We start from the raw sequence: 16,470 nt of genomic DNA on the forward strand, positions 1-16,470 counted from the left end.
CAAGGACCCCCGCCATGGCCAAGACCACCGAAGACGCCATCGAACAACTGATCGCGACCGTGAAGGAAGCGCTCGAAGACGGCCGCGCGTCTGTCTCCGAACTCGAAGAGTGGCTGCTGGCGGCGATCATGCTGGAAGAGATGGCGATCGAGGAACAGCGCGACGAGCGCGACAACCGCACGTTCTCCAGCTGGGTGCTGGCCGGCACGACGCTGCACTAACCTCTCCGAGCATTACGCCGAATTCACGGAGAGCAGGCTAGCCGCGCTACAAACGTAGCGCTACACACGTAGCGGACAACCGGACACGGACCCCGCTATGATCGAATCCCTGCCCCGACGCGAACGCGAGGTCTTCGAGACCCTGTGTCGCCTGGAGACCGGAACCACCGCCAGCGTGCGGGGCGCCCTCTCCGATCCGATCAGCGACTCGGCCATCCGCACCATGCTCTCGCGCCTGGAGGCCAAGGGCCTGGTCGAGCGCGAGGCCGGTCCCGATGGCTTCGTCTACCGTCCCGCCACGCGCCCCGAGGCCGTCGCCGCCGGCGCCCTCAAGCGCGTGATCGACACCTTCTTCGCCGGCTCGGCCGCCAGCGCCGCCACCGCCCTGCTGGGCCTTGGCCAGAAGCTGACCGCCGACGAGGCCGCCGCCCTGGAGCGAGTCATCGACCAGGCCGTGGAGCGGCCCATGGGAGAAGAGTCATGACCTGGATCTTGCTCCTCTCGCTACTGGTCAAGTCCAGTGTCGTCGCCGGCGCGGGCCTGGCCTGCGCCCGCTTCCTGGCCCAGCGTCCGGTCGATCGCGTGGACATCCTGCGCGGCGCGGTCTGCCTGCTGCTGGCCATCCCCGTGATCATGAACGTGCTGCCGGTCCTGGACCTGGCCCTGCTGCCGCCGATCGCGCCCTATGTTCCGGTCGCCGGCGACATCCTCTCGACGGACGTCGCGACGGCCCCCGCCACGGCTTGGCCGTCTCCCGCCAACCTCGTCGGCGGCCTGTGGCTGCTGGGCGTGGCGGCGGTGGTCGGCCAACTCATGCTGGGCCTTTTCACCCTCGACCGCTGGACCCGCCAGGGCCGCACCGTCGAGCGGCAGGACTGGCTGGCGCCGCTGGAGGACCTGTCGCCGGAAGAGGACCGCCCGCGCCTGGTCGCCAGCGACCGCATCGCCAGCCCGCTCAGCTGGGGCGTCGCGCCCGGCTTCATCGTCATCGACCCCGCCAGCCTGGACGAGCGGCAAGCCGCCCGCGCCATCCTGGCCCACGAACTGGCCCACCTGCGCCGCCAGGACTGGATCTTCCTGATCCTGTCGCGCCTGGCCCTGGCGGTGTTCTGGTTCAACCCGCTGGTCTGGCGTCTGCACGCCGCGCTGGCCGAACGCTCGGAAGAGACCGCCGACGCCATCGCGCTCGAGACGGTCGATCGCACCCTCTACGCCCGGACCCTGGTCCGCCTCGCCGCCCATCCCACGGCCCGCCTGGCCCATCAGCCCGCAACCGCGATGGCCGCCAGCAGCCGTACGCTGAAGACAAGGATCGCCCACATCATGACCGCCAACGCTTCGCGCCGCCGCCCCCTGACCGTTGCTCTGAGCGTCGTCGCCCTGGCCGCCGTCGCCACGCCGCTGGCCGCCCTGGGCCTGACGCACCAGGAGTGGGTCGCCCCGCCGCCTCCGCCGGCTCCTCCCGCGCCGCCTGCTCCGCCGGCCGAGATCCCCGTCCCGCCGGCGCCCCCTGCGCCGCCGCCGGCCCCGCCCGCCAAGCACGTCCACGTCTACAGCTACTACCGCACCGCGACGCCGGCCGAGCAAGCGGCCGCCGATCAGGCCCGCCAGGAAGCCGAGCAGGCCCGCATCGAGGCTGATCAGGCGCGCGTCGAGGCCGACATCGCCCGCCGTCAGGCCGATCAGCAGCGCATCCACGCCGATGAGATCCGCCGCATCGCCGACAGCGCCCGCGCTCAAGCCGACGTCGCCCGCCAGGCCGCCGAAGGCGCTCGGATCGGCGCCGAACAGGCCCGCCTCGCCGGCGAGCAAGCCCGTCGCATCGGCGAACAGGCCCGCGAACAAGCCATGCGCCAGGTCGCCAACGCCCGCATCCACATGGCCCAGGGCGCCGTGCAGATGCGTCGCGGGGCCAAGGAGATGCGCGAGGAAGCCGTCCGCCTGCGCGACCCGGCCTACCGCGCCAAGCAGATCGCCGAGAACCGCGCCCACGGCAGCACCGTCACCGACGCCGAGCTGCGCGACCTGGCCGACAAGCTGCCGGAAAAGGCCACCGACCTGGAGCGCCGGGCCGACGAACTGGAAGCGCGTTCGCGTAAGCCGAGCTGAAGCGCATTAGGCGAAAGTGTGAGCGGTTTCGCCGCCTAAATGCGCGCCCAACATAAGAGCAACAACGGCGCTTGACTTCCGTAGCGAAAGAAAACGAACCTCTTTCGCATGACCGCCTATACCGACCTGATCGCCGCCGTCACCGCCACCGAGTCCGGCTTCTCCGCCTTCGTCACCGACGACTGGAAGCAAGGCCGGACCACCTATGGCGGATTGTCGGCGGCGCTCTGTGTCGAGGCCGCCCTGCGGACCTTCCCCGAGGCTCCGCCCCTGCGTTCGGCGCAATTCGCCTTCGTCGGTCCGGCGTCCGGGGAACTGGCGATCTCGGTGAGGCCTCTGCGCCAGGGCAAATCGACCCTGTTTGTCGCCGTTGACCTGGTCGGCGAGCAGGGCGTGGCCACCCACGGGGTGCTGACCTTCGGCGCGGCGCGGGCTTCGGCCCTGTCCTACAGCGAGGTCCCGCCGCCCGCCGTCGCCGCGCCCGAGGACTGCGAGTCCTTCTTCCCGGAGAACCGCCAGGGCGCGCCGCACTTCTCGGCCCAGTTCGAGGTGCGCAAGGCCGGCGGCACGCGCCCCCTGGCCGGCGGTGATCCCGAATACCTGCTGTGGATCCGCCACCGCGACCCGGCGGCCCGTTCGCTGTCGGCCCTGATCGCGCTGGGCGACATGCCCCCGCCCCCGGCCATGGCCCTCTTCACCCAGTTCGCCCCGATCTCGACCATGACCTGGGCGCTGGACGTGACGAACCTGCCCGTCGAGGACGACGACGGCTGGCGCCTCCTGAAGACGCGGGCCGAGACCGTCGGCGAGGGCTACTCCACCCAGGAGATGCATCTGTGGGACCGCCATGGCCGCCCGCTGATCCTGGCGCGCCAGAACGTGGCGGTCTTCGCCTGAAGGGTCCGCCCTCGCCCTTCGACAAGCTCAGGGTGAGGGCTACTTTTGGCCTTTCAGTAGAAACCTCACCCTGAGCTTGTCGAAGGGCGAGGTTTCGGGCCAGGGTCGCGGCTCTCGTTCGGGGAAACGCTTCATGACCAAGTTCGCCTGCCTGGCCGGCGCCGCCGCCATCGCCCTGCTCGCCGGAGCCGCGCACGCCCAGACCGCTGAGCAGGCGACCAAGGACGCCCTGGCGACCATCAAGGCCAAGAACCCGACCCTGCACGCGGTCATCGCCACCAACCCTAACGCGCTTTCTGAGGCCAAGGCCCTGGACGCCGAGCGCAAGGCCGGCAAGGTCCGCTCGGCCCTGCACGGCGCGCCGATCCTGCTGAAGGACAATATCGAGAGCGCCGATCCTCTGCCCACCACCGCCGGCTCGCTGGCCCTGAAGGACAACATCACCGGCCGTGACGCGCCCATCGCCAAGCGCCTGCGCGACGCCGGCCTGGTCATGCTGGGCAAGGCCAACCTGTCGGAATGGGCCAATATCCGCTCGGGCAAGTCGATCAGCGGCTGGAGCGCCGTGGGCGGCACGGTGCGCAACCCCTATGTCCTGGACCGCAGCGCCTGCGGCTCGTCCAGCGGCTCGGGCGCGGCGGTGGCGGCGGGCCTGGCGCCCCTGGCCATCGGCACCGAGACCGACGGCTCGATCACCTGCCCGGCGGCGATCAACGGCCTGGTGGGCCTGAAGCCGACCGTCGGCCTGGTGTCGCGCACCTACATCGTGCCGATCAGCCACAGCCAGGACACCGCCGGCCCGATGACCACCACGGTCGAGGACGCCGCCAAGGTGCTGACCATCATCGCCGGCAGCGACCCCGCCGACCCGGCCACCAAGGACGCCGACGCCCGCAAGACCGACTACGCCGCCGGCCTGTCCAAGGACGCGCTGAAGGGCGTCAAGCTGGCCGTGGCGCGGTTCTACACCGGCTATTCGCCCAAGACCGACGCGGTGTTCGAGGCGGCTCTGAAGGAGCTTGCTGCCCAGGGCGCGATCCTGGTCGATGTGAAGGAGTTCGACGAGGCCCCGATCGGCAAGGCCGAGGGCGTGGTGCTCTACACCGAGCTCAAGGCCGACATGGCCGCCTATCTGGGCTCGACCGATCCCAAGAAGGTCCCCAGCCGTACGCTGGCCGACCTGATCGCCTTCAACAAGGCCACGCCCAAGGAACTGGAGTGGTTCGGCCAGGAGAGCTTCGAGCGGGCCGAGAAGACCAAGGGCCTCACCGACCCCGACTATCTGAAGGCCCTGGCCGACTCCAAGCGATTGGCGGGTCCGGAAGGGATCGACAAGATCCTGAAGGACACCGGCGCGGTCGCCATTATCGCCCCGACCACCGGCCCGGCCTGGACTATCGATCCGCTGAACGGCGACAACTACGGCGGCTCCTCGACCACCCTGCCCGCCGTGGCCGGCTATCCGCACCTGACCGTGCCGATGGGCGACGTGAAGGGCCTGCCGGTCGGGCTCTCGTTCATCGGCCCGGCCTGGAGCGAGAAGCTGCTGCTGAACCTGGGCTATGCATACGAGCAGGCGACGCACCACCGGAAGGCGCCGACCTTTATCAAGACGATCGCGCCGTAGCCGGGCGCGATCCATGCTAGTCTAACAGTGCGCACTCTGGAGAAATCGCCGATGCGAACGTCAGAAGGTCAGCCGCCTACGCCGCGCCCCTCGAAGCGCGGATGGACCCAGCTTAGGCGCCGCCGGAAGGGTGGCGAGGACGGCTCGGCGGTCCCCGCATCGTCGCCGCTCAAACCCTCGGGTGGTGGAGCCGGCGCGGCCGCCGTAGCCATCGAGGCCGACGAACAGCTCTAAGGAACTTTCGGCTGCACCACCTCGATCGGCGGCGGCGGGGGGGTGACCTTGTAGCGGCTCGGGGCCGAGGGCGGCGGCGGGCCGGACGGCGGACAGTACGGCTGGTACGGACGTTGCGGCGCGCAGGCCGCCACGGTCAGGGCGGCCAGGACCAGCAGCAGCGCCGGCCTCAGCATCGACGACCGCCGGCGCTGGGCGGGCCGAACAGGCCGGTGCCCGAGCGGAAGCAGTAGTTCTCGTAGCGCGGATCCCAGATGTCGGTCCGGCCGTCGGCGCGGGTGAACTGGTAGCGCTCGCCGCGATCGTCGCGGCCGCTGAGCGTCACCTGGCCCGGACGGTCGGAGGTCACGCCATACGACTCGCGCGTCAGGCCATCGACCGCGCAGGATGACACCAGGCCCGGACGGCTGAGATCGCCGTTCAAGGCCGCGGCCGACCCGGTCTGGGCGTTGTAGGCCGCCACGTCCGTGCCGCCGCCGTGCGTCCCGCCGACGAACACCTGGGTGCCGGTGGTGCTGTCATAGGTCATGATGTCCGGCGCCTGGCCGGTGATCGGCGCGCCGCAGATGTCTCGGCGCTTAGGCGCGTAACCCTGCGGCGGTCCTTGCGGCGCGGCGAAGGTCGGCTGGTAGCCGCCGCCGTACTGCTGGGCGAAGGCTTGCGTGGAGATCAGGGTCGAGGCCGCGAGAGCGGTGACGACCAGGGCGTGGGCCAGCTTGCTCATTTGGGGGCTCCCCCTTTTTGCGGGGCCAGGTATTGCGGCGGGGCGCCGGCCAGACCGGTGGCGGCCGCGTCGTCAGCCAACTCGGCGGGACCGGCGCCCAGGGCCAGCGGCGCGGGGCCGATCGCCTGGGCCGGCCAATAGGTGTCGTAGTCCAGGCGGGCGCGGTCGCGCTGGGTGCGATAGAGTTCCGGCGCCTCGAACCACGGGCGGCAGGTCAGCTCGCCGTCGAAGAAGCCGCTGACCAGGGCCTTGCAGCCCTCGGGACGGGCGTAGATGCGGTTGTCCACGGCGCGGATCTGGCCGCCGGCGTCGGCATAGATGCCCGAGCGCATGACGCCGACGATCTTGTTGTTGGCCGCGTAGACGACGCCCGAGGCGACGTAGAGGCCGACATCTGCGGCTTCCAGCTCGGCCTCGTTGATCCGCAGGTTGGCGTTCTCGACCGTCACGGCCCAGTCGCTGTCGCGGACCACCGTGCGCAGCAGGGTCGTCTCGTCGCCGCCGCCGATATAGACGCCGCGCGAGAAGCCATCGACATACAGGCCGTCGATGGTCACCAGCTGCTGGCGGTTCATGCCGCTGAGCACGAAGCCGGCCGAGTTGCGGGTGCGCGAGGAGCCCGTCCAGTCGCCCAGGCGGACGATGCGGATGTCGCGCAGGCGGCTGTCGCCCGAGGTCTCGAAGGCCCCGCCGAGGGCGGCGGCGGCGATCTCGACGTCCTGGGCCATGATCGTGCCGGTAGCCTTGACCACCGCCGAGCGGGTGCGGCCGATGAAGGCCACGCCGGCCAGCTCGATGCGGCTGTCGCCGACGTCGAAGGCCGAGGCGTCGCCATCGTAGCGGACCGTCACGTTCTTCAGCGCGATCTCGGTGGCGCGGCCGGTGATGCACGAGGACGAGCCGGCGCGCGAGGCCTCGATGCCCAGGCCCTCCAGCACGACATATTGCACGCCCGGCTGGATGCGGATGCAGGGCTGCCCCGTGGGGGCCACCAGGATCGGCCGGTCCAGGCTGGCCGAGTAGTTGCGGACCACGATGCTGACCGACTGGGTGATGTTCAGCGAGTCGACGCAGGCCCCGCCATTGGTCGAGGTCAGGGTCAGGGTGTCGCCGTCATAGAGCCGCGCCAGGGTCTGCGAGACCTGACCCGGATAGGCGTAGTCGCAGTTGATCTCGCGCGAATAGCCGCCGCCATAGCCGGGACCATAGCCGCCGCCGCTGGCCGGCAGGCAGCGACCGCGAGAGCGATAATGGCCCCGGGCGCACGGGCGCGGCTTGGCGTAGCGCACCTTGCAGCCGTTCGAGAGGTTCGGCTGGATCAAGAGACCAAAGCATGGGCGGATCTGCTGGTCGATCCGGGCGTCCGGCGAGGCAAGCGCCTCGGGCGCGGCGGCCGCGACGCCGAGGATCAGGGCGGCCCAAAGCGCCAGCAGGCGGCTGAGGCGTCGCATCTAGAAGTCCCTTTCGCTGTACGGACGCCCGCGATCGGACGCGGGCCGGGGCGGACGCGATACTTGGGCCAGCAACTGCTGCAGCCGGTAGGCCGACGGCTTGAAGCCCGAGAGGGCCCCGTCGATCTGGTAGACGACGGCCTTGGCGCGGTCCTGGTCGGCCACGCCCTGCAGGCCCAGGGAGAAGAAGGTCGACATGGCGTACTTGGCCTCGGCCGAGCCCTGGCGTTCGGCCTCTTCGTACCAGTGGTAGGCCCGGGCGTAGTCACGCGGGACGCCGACGCCTTCGGAGTACATCACCGCCAGCACCAGCTGCGCCTTGGACGAGCCGTTGACGGCCGCGTACTGGATGGCCCGCACCTTCTCGACCGACGACAGATGGCCGTTGGCAGGGCGGCCCAGCATCGCCTCCAGGCTCTGGGCGTCGTTGACGCTGAGCAGCTTCTCGTCGAGCACCGGCTGGGGGATCACCCGCAGATAGGCCAGCGCCTCGGCCACATGGACGAAGGGCAACTCGTTGATGCGCGACAGCGCCGCCTCGCGCGCCTCGCCCGACAGGTCGGACTCGTCGGAGTGCGGCACGCCCGAGTCCGGCGAGTCCGGCGGATAGAATTCGTAGGGCGGAATCCAGCGCTTGGCCTTGGTCTCGACGAACGAGCCGTACGAGGCCCGCTGCGGCGAACTGCGCTCAAAGTCCTTGAGCATGACATAGGCCGACACGTCGCCAGTCTGCACCGCCAGGTAGTTGTAGAGATAGGCGTCGACGTCGTTGCGGCGGAACAGGTCCAGCGCGGCCGGCGCGCCCGGCTGGCTGGGCTTGCCATAGGCCTGGATGGCCTGGAGGTTGTCGGACGGCTCGCCGAACGGGCCGAAATAGGCGTCGTGGATGCGCGCCAGGGTGCGGAAGCCGTCGGCGCCCTGGGCCGACAGCACATAGATCACCCGGTTGCGAACCTTCTCGCGCTCCTCGGTCGACATCCGCGACAGCAGGCGGTCGAGGGCGAAATAGGCGCTGCGGCGCTCGAAAGCGCGACAGTCGTCGAAGCGGGAGACAGCCTTCGATTCGCCGCCCCGGCGCTCGTATGAGGAGATCGGCGCGTAGCCGCCCGAATTGGCCAGGGCCATGGCGTACCAGACGGCGGACTCGACGGGATCCTCGAGGTTCTTGTCGACCGCGCGCTGGCCTTCGTAGCGGCGAGCCAGCTCCAGCTGGGCGAAGAAGTCGCCGCGGAAACCGCCCTGGCGCAGGGCCCGGATCTCTTGCTGTTGCTGGTTGAACTGGCCCGAGACGCCCTGGGCGGCCTGCGGCCGTGGGCATGCGCTGGCGCGCTTGTGGAACCAGAAGCTGGGACCCGTGTCGCAGCCGACCAATGGGATCACCACCGCCGCCACGATCGCGCCCACCGGGGCGCGGCGAAGCAGGGCCGCGCGGCCGCCGAGCGCGCGCCCGACCACCTCGCGCAGCCTCTCAAGGCGCGCAAACGCGTCGCCGGCCTCGCGCATGAGTCCCCCTTCAGCCCAGCCCGTTAACCATAAAACAATGATCTCTCATGTGCCCCGGAGTGTGAGCTGTCAAGCTCAGCGCAACCCATCCGGCAATGAAGACTTTGTCACGACAGACAGGGCTCGCCCGGTAGGCGAGTTCCCTGAATTTCGCGCCACTTCACCGGACACGGAACATCTTTGAGAACGTCGAGAAGCCGGCAGCTAAGCTAATCAGCTGTCGGCTTCAGTTTAGCGACGCAAGACGAAGATTCGACGAAAGTCAGCGTCCTGTCGGCATGTCCTTGAAGGCCACATCCTTGTCGACGCGCACGTCGCCGGGCAGACCCAGCACGCGTTCGGCGATGATGTTCTTGAGGATTTCGTCGGTGCCGCCAGCGATCCGCAGGCCCGGGGCCCACATCAGGCTCTGCTGGAACGCCGCCTCGGCCGGGGTGATCTCCGGGTCCGAGAGGATGCCGTACTGGTCCTCCATCTCGACGGCGGTATTGGCCATCTCCTGCAGCTGGTTGGCCGAGATGATCTTGCCGATCGAGCTTTCCGGCCCCGGGGTCTGGCCGCGCGACAGGGCGGTCATGGTGCGGAAGCGGGTGAACTTCAGCCCCTCGGACTGGACGTACCAATCGGCCAGCTTCTCGCGGAAGGCCTGGTCCTTGATCGCCGGACCGGTGGGGCCGGTCAGGTCGCGGGCCAGCTTCATGACCTCGCGATAGTTCGGACCGGCCGAACCGCCGACCGCCAGGCGCTCGTTCATCAGGGTGACCAGGGCCACCTTCCAGCCGTCGCCGACCTCGCCCAGGCGCTGGCTGTCCTTGACCCGCAGGTCGGTGAAATAGACCTCGTTGAATTCGCGGCCGCCCGACATCTGATGGATCGGCCGGCACTCGACGGCGGCGTCGCGCATGTCGATCCAGAACATGGTCAGGCCCTTGTGCTTGGGCACATCGGGGTCGGTCCGGGTCAAGAGGATGCCGTAGTCGCAATAGTGGGCGCCGGTGGTCCAGACCTTCTGGCCGTTGATCACCCACGCGTCGCCGTCCTTGATGGCGCGCGTGCGCAGCGCGGCGACATCCGAGCCCCCGGCCGGTTCGGAGAAGAGCTGGCACCAAATCTCCTCGCCCTTCACGGCGGGAGAGACGAAGCGCTTCTTGGTCTCGCCGTCGGCGAAGGCCATGACCGTGGGCACGCACATGCCCAGGCCGATCGTGAAGTAGCCGTAGCCCAGGCCCGCCTTGCCCTCTTCCTGGCCGAAGATCACCGACTGGATCGGCGTACCGCCGCCCCCGCCGATGGCCGCGGGCCAAGTGATGCAGGCATAGCCGGCGGCGGCCTTGGTCGCCTGCCAGTCCTTGGCCGCGGCCATATGCTCGGGCGTGTTGGGCTTCAGCTCACCGAACTTGGCGCGGTGCGCGGCGGCGTTCTCGGCCAGCCAGACACGGGCCTTTTCGCGGTAGGCGGCTTCTTCGGGGGAATCGTTGAAATCCATGTCCGTTCCGTCCCTTACGCCGCGTTCTTCTGTTCGAGCTGGCTGACCAGCCGTTCCTTCCAGACCTTGGGCGCGCCGGCGACCAGGCTGAGTTGCCGCGAGCGGCGGTAGTAGAGGTGGCAGTCGACGTCCCAGGTGAAGCCCATGCCGCCGTGGACCTGGATGTTCTCCTTGCTGGCGAACCAGAAGGCTTCCGAAGCGGCGATGCGGGCGGCCGAGGCCGCGATCGGCAGCTCAGGCGCGTCGTCGTTCAGAGCCCAGGCGCCGTAATAGGCGTTGGAGCGGGCGACCTCGTTCTTGACGTACATGTCGGCCAGCTTGTGCTTGATCGCCTGATAGCCGGCGATGACGCGACCGAAGGCGTAGCGGCCCAGGGCATACTCCTTGGCCATCTCCAGGCAACGATCGGCGCCGCCCAGCTGTTCGAAGGCCAGCAGCACGGCGGCGCGGTCCAGGATCGCCTGGACGATGTCGAAGCCGGCGCCGGCCTCCCCCACCCGCTCGGCGACCGCGCCGTCGAAGGAGAGCTTGGCCACGCCGCGCGTGGGATCCAGGCTCTTCAGCGTCTCGCGGCAGACGCTGGCCTGCTTCAGGTCGACCAGGAACAGGCCCGGACGACCGCCTTCGCTGGCCAGCACCAAGGCGGCGCCCGCGACGTCGCCGTCCGTGACCGGGATCTTGGTCCCCGAAAGCTTGCCGCCCTCGACCCGGCAGGTCAGCGTATTAGGACCGACCACGCCCGGACCTTCGGAGGTCGCCAGGCAGCCGATCAACTCACCGGCGGCGATACGCGGCAGGATCGCGGCCTTCTGGCCCTCGGTCCCATGCGCCAGGATGCCCTCGGCCAGGCAATAGACGGTGGAGGCGAACGGGATCGGCGCGACGGCGCGCCCCAGTTCCTCGGCGATGGCGCACAGCTCGATGCGACCCAGGCCCAGGCCTCCGTGCTCCTCGGGGATCGAGGCCCCCAGCCAGCCCTGCTCGGCCACGCTCTTCCAGAGCGTCTCGTCGAACGAGCGGTCGGCGTTGTCCAGCACGCCGCGCACGACGGCCACGTCGCAATGGGCGGCGAGGAACTTGCGCGCCTCGTCCTTCAGGAACTTCTGGTCGTCGGAATAGTCGAAATCCACTGCAACCTCCCTGGACCACGCTCTGCGGCGGGTCTCGACAGGCACACTGAACGACGTTCACGCGAAGGGAAAGATTGACCCGGCGTCAAGAATTTCAGGTTCTTATGCGCGCCTGTTAGCGCATTCGGACGTTACTCAACGGCATGGCCAAGACCGTCTTCCAGAAGAACCAGCGGGTGTGGGTCGAGAGCGTCGGCTGCTGGGCCAGCGTCGAGAAGATCGTGCCCATCTGGGCCAAGGGCTTCGACGAACCGGTGCGGGTCACCTACGACGTCGGCCTGAACCGCGAGTTCCACGCCCATGAACTGAAGGCCGAGGACAAGATCGATCCGCAGGAAGGCGGCGTCGGCAGCAACTGGCGCGTCCTGCGGGCCCGCAACAAGTGGCAGCAGGAAGGCGACTGCACGCACCACCCTTACCCCGGCACCTATCCGGTGGTGGTCACCGACGCCCAGGACTGGGGCGGCTGGCGCACGCCGGGGGCCGAGTACGACCGCGACCCGCACAAGATGGAATACCAGGCCCGCCTGATCGCCAGCGCCCCTCGCTTGCACGCCATCGCCCGCGAGCTGCTGACCCTGGTCTCCGACAATCCCGAAGACGCGCCGCCCGCCCTCACGGGCCTGGCCCAGAAGATCGTGGCGATCGAGCGCTACCTGCAGGAAGCGCCCGCCGCCGGACCGGCTACCGAATAGCTAGAACCGCCGGCCGAAGCCGACAGAGACCACCAGCGGGTCCAGCTTGACCTTCGACTTCAGCGCGCCGCCGTTGATCTTGGCGTCGGTGTCGAACCACACCTTCTTGACGTCCAGGTTCAGGCTGTAGGCGGCGTTGATCGGGATGTCCGCGCCAGCCTGCAGAGCATAGCCGAAGCCGTTGTCCAGATCGACCGTGAAGCCGTTCTTGTCCTTGCCGCTGTAGAACAGCATGTAGTTCAGGCCCGCTCCGACATAGGGGCTGAAGCGCGCGCCGGGCAGCGGGTGATATTGCAGCGAGACGACCGGCGGCAGGACCCAGGTCTTGTGCGCCGCCACGTCCGTGCCCGCCCCCACGGCCTTGACCGTATGCTGGGTCGTGCCCGCGATCACCTCGAGCGCCAGCTTGTCGGTGAGGAAGTAGCTGAGGCCGATCGTCGGCTTGATGTCGTCCTTGACGTCGGCCTTCAGGCCCGTGGCCGCGCCGGCGGCGGTCAGGATCGGATTGCCCGCGTCCGGCGCGATATCGGTCAGCCGGACGTTCAGGACGATATCGCCCTTGGCCTTGGGCGTGACGGGTTCGGCGGCCATCGCCGAGGTCGCGCCTAGGCCGGCGGCGAGCGTCAGAGCCAGGAAAAGCTTGGTGGTCATCAGTATCCCCTTTCGACCTCGTTGTGTCGAAAGGGGTGTGCGCCCGCGTCCGGCCGGCTTCGTTGAGCCGGCTCAAGAAAAGACCATAAAAACTTTGCGGTTATTACGTAGCCGCGTCGGGCCGGGCTTTGAAATTACCCTTCTTCCAGGCCATGCGCAGCACGACGATGGCCACCAGCGTGCCGACGACCATGGCCGGCAGCGAGGCCTCGGGACCGAAGGCGCCGCCGCTCAGCAGCTCCGACGCGCCCGGCTTGGGCTTGCTGACCAGCCAGCTCTCGGTGACCGGAATGCCCGAGACCGACGCGCCCCACACCCAGCCTTGCGTGAAGTTCCAGGCCGCATGGACGCCGACCGACATCCACAGGCGGCCGGTCAGCAGGTAGAAGCCGGCCAGCATCAGGCCCGCCTCGACGGCGATGGCCGCCGCGGCGGTGAAGCTGGCGTTGGGGTTGGCCAGGTGCAGCGCGCCGAACAGGACCGCCTGCGCGATCAGCGCCGGCCAGATCCCGAAGGCCCGCATCAACAGGCGCAGGATGATGGCCCGCACCAGCAGCTCCTCCATGAAGCCGGACTCGATCGCCATGGTGATCGTGCCCCAGGCCGAGGATGGGCGCGGGCCGCTGATGTCGTAGACGCCCAAGACGTAGAGGCCGCCGACCGCCGCGCTCAGCATCAGCGCGCCGATGGCCAGGCCGATGGCCAGGTCCGCGGGCGCCTGGCGCAGGGTCAGCTCCTCGGGCCAGCGCCCTTCGGCCAGCCAGACGAGGACGGCGTAGAGGCCAAAGCCCGCGCAGCAGATGGCCAGCACCTCCAGCATCGCCAGCGGATGGCCCGAGCCCTTGACCAGTGGACCGCCCGTGAACTGCGCGCCGGCATAGATCAGCGTGAAGACGATGAAGAGCAGCAGCATCCAGCCCAGCGACCGCAGCCAGCGCAGCGGCCCGGGATGCAGGAACCGCTTGCGGCCGACTTCCAGGCCCGTCTGATCGTCCACGATCTCACCCGTCATCGCGCAGCCCCCTCCCGCTCGTTTCGAGCGGGCACTGACCATTAATTCGGGCTTGGCCGTCAAGGTCCTCTCGCGGAGGTCGTCCCGGACGACTAGGTTAGAGGCATGCGCACCGATACGCCCCAAGCCGTCCGCCTGGCGGATTACCGCCCGTTCCCGTTCGAGATCGAGACGACGCGACTGTTCTTCGAGCTGCATCCGTCGCAGACGCGGGTGAAGGCCCAGCTTTCGGTGCGGCGGACCGGCGCCAAGGGCGAGGCCCTGGTGCTGAACGGCGAGCGACTGAAGCTGCTGTCGATCGCCATCGACGGTCAGGCGCTGAGCGCCAACCAGTACACGGCCGACGCCGAACACCTGACCCTGCACGACGTCCCGGACCAGTTCGTCCTAAGCACCGAGGTCGAGATCGATCCGTCGGCCAACAAGGCGTTGATGGGCCTCTATATGTCTGGCGGCCGCTTCTGCACCCAGTGCGAGGCCGAGGGTTTCCGCACCATCACCTACTTCCCCGACCGGCCGGACGTGCTGTCCCGCTACAGCGTGCGGATCGAGGCCGACCGCAAGTTCACCCACCTGCTGAGCAACGGTAATCTGATCGACTCCGGCGCCCTGGCGGACAACCGGTTCTTCGCCGAATGGCAGGACCCCTTCCCCAAGCCCAGCTACCTGTTCGCCCTGGTCGCCGGCCACCTGGACGTGCTGGTCGACAAGTTCGTCACCATGAGCGGCCGCGAAGTGGCGCTGCGGGTGTTCGTCGATCCCGGCCAGGCCTCGCGCGCAGCTTACGCGCTGGACAGTCTCAAGCGGGCGATGAAGTGGGACGAAGACGCGTTCGGCCGCGAGTACGACCTCGACCTCTTCATGATCGTCGCCGTGCGCGACTTCAACTTCGGGGCCATGGAGAACAAGGGGCTGAACATCTTCAACAGCTCCCTGCTGCTGGCCGATCCGCAGACCGCCACCGACTTCGACTACGAGCGCATCGAGGCGGTCGTGGCCCACGAGTACTTCCACAACTGGACCGGCAACCGCATCACCTGCCGCGACTGGTTCCAGCTGTGCCTGAAGGAAGGCTTCACGGTCTTCCGCGACCAGAGCTTCAGCGCCGACATGCGCGGGGCGACCGTGCAGCGGATCAAGGACGTCCGAGCCCTGCGCGCGCGCCAGTTCGCCGAGGACGCCGGCCCCCTGGCCCACCCGGTGCGGCCGTCCAGCTACATGAAGATCGACAACTTCTACACCGCGACGATCTACGAGAAGGGCTCGGAGATCATCCGCATGCTCAAGACCATCGTAGGCGCGGCGGCGTTCCGGAAGGGCAGCGACCTCTATTTCGAACGCCACGATGGCCAGGCGACCACGGTCGAGGCCTTCATCGCCTGTTTCGCGGAGGCCTCGGGCCGCGACCTGACAACCTTCTTCGACTGGTACGAGCAGGCCGGCACGCCGTCGGTGACCATCGAGACGGCCTATGACGCCGTCGCCAAGGCCGTGACCCTCAACTTCACCCAAGCGACCGCCCCGACGCCGGGCCAGCCGGACAAGAAAGCCCTGCCGATCCCGATCGCCATCGGCCTGCTGTCGGAGACCGGCGAGGTGCTGCGCGACACCGAGGTGGTGTTGCTGGACACCGAGACCCTGACCGTTCGCTGGGAGGGCGTGGACAGCGCGCCCGTCCTGTCGGCCCTGCGCGGCTTCTCGGCCCCGGTGAACCTGTCGACCGACGCGCGACCCGCTGATCGTTACGTGCTGTTCGCCGCTGATCCGGACCTCTTCAATCGCTGGGAAGCCGGCCAGACCCTGGCCCGCGACCTGATCCTGGCCCGCGCCGCCGGGACGCCTGACGAGCTTGGCGAGGAACGCTACGCCGACGCCTTGGGCCGCGCCCTGGTCGACGAGGCCGCCGAGCCGGCGTTCAAGGCCCTGCTGCTGGCCCTGCCCTCCGAGCCCGACCTCGCCTTGATGTCCGAGCCCGCCGATCCGCCCGCCCTGCACGCGGCCCGCAACGCCCTGCGCACGCGGATCGCCGTCCACCTGGGCGACCTGCTGCGCCGCCTGCATGGCGAGATGCAGAGCGACGGCGAATTCTCCGACAGCGCCCAGGCCGCCGGCCGCCGCGCCCTGCGCAACGCCTGCGCCGACGCGCTGGCGGCGGACTCCCACGCCGACAACCTGACGCGCCTGGTCGATCATTTCGAGAACGCGCGGAACATGACCGACAGGATCGGCGGCCTCGGTCCGCTTGTCGCCATCGGCGGGATCGCGCGCGACAAGACCCTGGCCAGCTTCCACTACGCCTGGAAGGCCGAGCCGCTGGTGCTGGACAAGTGGTTCTCGATCCAGGGCCGCGACCCGAACGAGGACGCCCTGGAGCGCGTCATCGCCCTGACCCGTCACCCGGATTTCGAGCCCACCAATCCCAACCGTCTACGGGCCCTGGTCTCGACCTTCGCCAACTTCAACCCGGCGCGGTTCCACGATCCCAGCGGCGCGGGCTACCGCTTCCTGGCCGATCAGATCCTGGCGGTGGACGGCTTCAACCCGATGACGGCGGCGCGCCTGGCCGAGCCGCTGTGCAACTGGCGACGCTACAAGCCCGAACTGGGTCAGCGGATGCGCGAGCAGCTGGAACGCGTCGCGGCCCATCCGGACCTGTCCAAGAACGTGCTGGAACTGGCGACCAAGGCCCTGAACGGCTGAGGATTCCACGAGTCGAGTCACCCTGGGATT

Annotated in this window: 14 protein-coding genes and 2 pseudogenes; 8 read left to right on the top strand and 8 right to left on the bottom strand. The window is 68.9% G+C overall.

Annotation, left to right across the window (positions count from 1 at the left end; all coding sequences use genetic code 11):
• The first annotated feature begins 14 nt into the window (after positions 1–14).
• The 6 genes and pseudogenes from AC07YH_RS03495 to AC07YH_RS03520 form a co-directional block, all read left to right on the top strand.
• Positions 15–221, top strand: coding sequence for a hypothetical protein (locus tag AC07YH_RS03495; protein WP_494745624.1), 207 nt, complete (start codon positions 15–17; stop codon positions 219–221).
• Positions 222–318: 97 nt separating this feature from the next.
• The gene (locus tag AC07YH_RS03500) at positions 319–705 is read left to right on the top strand and encodes a BlaI/MecI/CopY family transcriptional regulator (protein WP_494745625.1); all 387 of its coding nucleotides are present in this window, start codon (positions 319–321) and stop codon (positions 703–705) included.
• Positions 702–2,330, top strand: a complete 1,629-nt coding sequence (locus AC07YH_RS03505) for a M56 family metallopeptidase (protein ID WP_494745626.1) — start codon at positions 702–704, stop codon at positions 2,328–2,330. Before AC07YH_RS03500 ends, AC07YH_RS03505 begins: the two co-directional genes overlap by 4 nt.
• Positions 2,331–2,438: 108 nt before the next feature.
• Positions 2,439–3,227 carry a thioesterase family protein gene (locus AC07YH_RS03510; protein WP_494745627.1) on the top strand — a complete coding sequence of 263 codons (789 nt, stop codon included), beginning with the start codon at positions 2,439–2,441 and terminating at the stop codon, positions 3,225–3,227.
• Between the two features lies 1 nt (position 3,228).
• Positions 3,229–3,323 (top strand): annotated as a pseudogene (locus AC07YH_RS03515) (hypothetical protein); the annotation flags it as partial.
• A 19-nt stretch (positions 3,324–3,342) separates the two neighbouring features.
• Positions 3,343–4,854, top strand: a pseudogene (locus tag AC07YH_RS03520) (amidase); the annotation flags it as partial.
• A 230-nt stretch (positions 4,855–5,084) separates the two neighbouring features.
• Here the strand turns inward: AC07YH_RS03520 and AC07YH_RS03525 are convergent.
• The 6 genes from AC07YH_RS03525 to AC07YH_RS03550 form a co-directional block, all read right to left on the bottom strand.
• Positions 5,085–5,264, bottom strand: a complete 180-nt coding sequence (locus AC07YH_RS03525; RefSeq protein ID WP_494745628.1) for a hypothetical protein — start codon at positions 5,262–5,264, stop codon at positions 5,085–5,087.
• Positions 5,258–5,812, bottom strand: coding sequence for a hypothetical protein (locus tag AC07YH_RS03530; RefSeq protein ID WP_494745629.1), 555 nt, complete (start codon positions 5,810–5,812; stop codon positions 5,258–5,260). Before AC07YH_RS03530 ends, AC07YH_RS03525 begins: the two co-directional genes overlap by 7 nt.
• On the bottom strand, positions 5,809–7,263 hold the full coding sequence (locus tag AC07YH_RS03535) for a hypothetical protein (protein WP_494745630.1): 1,455 nt from the start codon (positions 7,261–7,263) through the stop codon (positions 5,809–5,811). The genes AC07YH_RS03530 and AC07YH_RS03535 overlap by 4 nt, the downstream gene beginning before the upstream one ends.
• Positions 7,264–8,766 carry a tetratricopeptide repeat protein gene (locus AC07YH_RS03540; protein WP_494745631.1) on the bottom strand — a complete coding sequence of 501 codons (1,503 nt, stop codon included), beginning with the start codon at positions 8,764–8,766 and terminating at the stop codon, positions 7,264–7,266. It abuts the gene before it with no gap.
• Positions 8,767–9,028: 262 nt separating this feature from the next.
• On the bottom strand, positions 9,029–10,252 hold the full coding sequence (locus tag AC07YH_RS03545; protein ID WP_494745632.1) for an acyl-CoA dehydrogenase family protein: 1,224 nt from the start codon (positions 10,250–10,252) through the stop codon (positions 9,029–9,031).
• 14 nt (positions 10,253–10,266) lie between these two features.
• A complete protein-coding gene (locus AC07YH_RS03550) occupies positions 10,267–11,382 on the bottom strand; it encodes an acyl-CoA dehydrogenase family protein (RefSeq protein ID WP_494745633.1) in 1,116 nt (371 codons plus the stop codon).
• A 143-nt stretch (positions 11,383–11,525) separates the two neighbouring features.
• Here AC07YH_RS03550 and AC07YH_RS03555 point away from each other — a divergent pair, with 143 nt between their 5' ends.
• Complete coding sequence (locus tag AC07YH_RS03555; protein WP_494745634.1) at positions 11,526–12,077, top strand: hypothetical protein; 552 nt, start codon at positions 11,526–11,528, stop codon at positions 12,075–12,077.
• Here AC07YH_RS03555 and AC07YH_RS03560 read toward each other — a convergent pair whose 3' ends face one another.
• Together AC07YH_RS03560 and AC07YH_RS03565 are read right to left on the bottom strand one after the other, a co-directional pair.
• Entirely contained in the window at positions 12,078–12,728 is a 651-nt protein-coding gene (locus AC07YH_RS03560; RefSeq protein WP_494745635.1) for an OmpW/AlkL family protein, read from the bottom strand. It lies immediately after the preceding gene.
• 103 nt (positions 12,729–12,831) lie between these two features.
• Positions 12,832–13,740, bottom strand: a complete 909-nt coding sequence (locus tag AC07YH_RS03565; protein ID WP_494745636.1) for a CPBP family intramembrane glutamic endopeptidase — start codon at positions 13,738–13,740, stop codon at positions 12,832–12,834.
• Between the two features lie 105 nt (positions 13,741–13,845).
• Here AC07YH_RS03565 and pepN point away from each other — a divergent pair, with 105 nt between their 5' ends.
• Positions 13,846–16,440, top strand: a complete 2,595-nt coding sequence (gene pepN, locus AC07YH_RS03570; RefSeq protein ID WP_494745637.1) for an aminopeptidase N — start codon at positions 13,846–13,848, stop codon at positions 16,438–16,440.
• Positions 16,441–16,470: the final 30 nt, after the last annotated feature.

The organism is Caulobacter sp. GW456-12-1-14-TSB4 (genome assembly GCF_059424195.1).

What these genes read in the sequence shown, in the direction of transcription:
- AC07YH_RS03565 (WP_494745636.1), bottom strand. Translation starts at nt 13,740, where the DNA reads ATGACGGGTGAGATCGTGGACGATCAGACGGGCCTGGAAGTCGGCCGC.
- AC07YH_RS03555 (WP_494745634.1), top strand. Translation starts at nt 11,526, where the DNA reads ATGGCCAAGACCGTCTTCCAGAAGAACCAGCGGGTGTGGGTCGAGAGC.
- AC07YH_RS03530 (WP_494745629.1), bottom strand. Translation starts at nt 5,812, where the DNA reads ATGAGCAAGCTGGCCCACGCCCTGGTCGTCACCGCTCTCGCGGCCTCG.
- AC07YH_RS03560 (WP_494745635.1), bottom strand. Translation starts at nt 12,728, where the DNA reads ATGACCACCAAGCTTTTCCTGGCTCTGACGCTCGCCGCCGGCCTAGGC.
- pepN (WP_494745637.1), top strand. Translation starts at nt 13,846, where the DNA reads ATGCGCACCGATACGCCCCAAGCCGTCCGCCTGGCGGATTACCGCCCG.
- AC07YH_RS03500 (WP_494745625.1), top strand. Translation starts at nt 319, where the DNA reads ATGATCGAATCCCTGCCCCGACGCGAACGCGAGGTCTTCGAGACCCTG.
- AC07YH_RS03495 (WP_494745624.1), top strand. Translation starts at nt 15, where the DNA reads ATGGCCAAGACCACCGAAGACGCCATCGAACAACTGATCGCGACCGTG.
- AC07YH_RS03505 (WP_494745626.1), top strand. Translation starts at nt 702, where the DNA reads ATGACCTGGATCTTGCTCCTCTCGCTACTGGTCAAGTCCAGTGTCGTC.
- AC07YH_RS03545 (WP_494745632.1), bottom strand. Translation starts at nt 10,252, where the DNA reads ATGGATTTCAACGATTCCCCCGAAGAAGCCGCCTACCGCGAAAAGGCC.
- AC07YH_RS03535 (WP_494745630.1), bottom strand. Translation starts at nt 7,263, where the DNA reads ATGCGACGCCTCAGCCGCCTGCTGGCGCTTTGGGCCGCCCTGATCCTC.
- AC07YH_RS03525 (WP_494745628.1), bottom strand. Translation starts at nt 5,264, where the DNA reads ATGCTGAGGCCGGCGCTGCTGCTGGTCCTGGCCGCCCTGACCGTGGCG.
- AC07YH_RS03510 (WP_494745627.1), top strand. Translation starts at nt 2,439, where the DNA reads ATGACCGCCTATACCGACCTGATCGCCGCCGTCACCGCCACCGAGTCC.
- AC07YH_RS03540 (WP_494745631.1), bottom strand. Translation starts at nt 8,766, where the DNA reads ATGCGCGAGGCCGGCGACGCGTTTGCGCGCCTTGAGAGGCTGCGCGAG.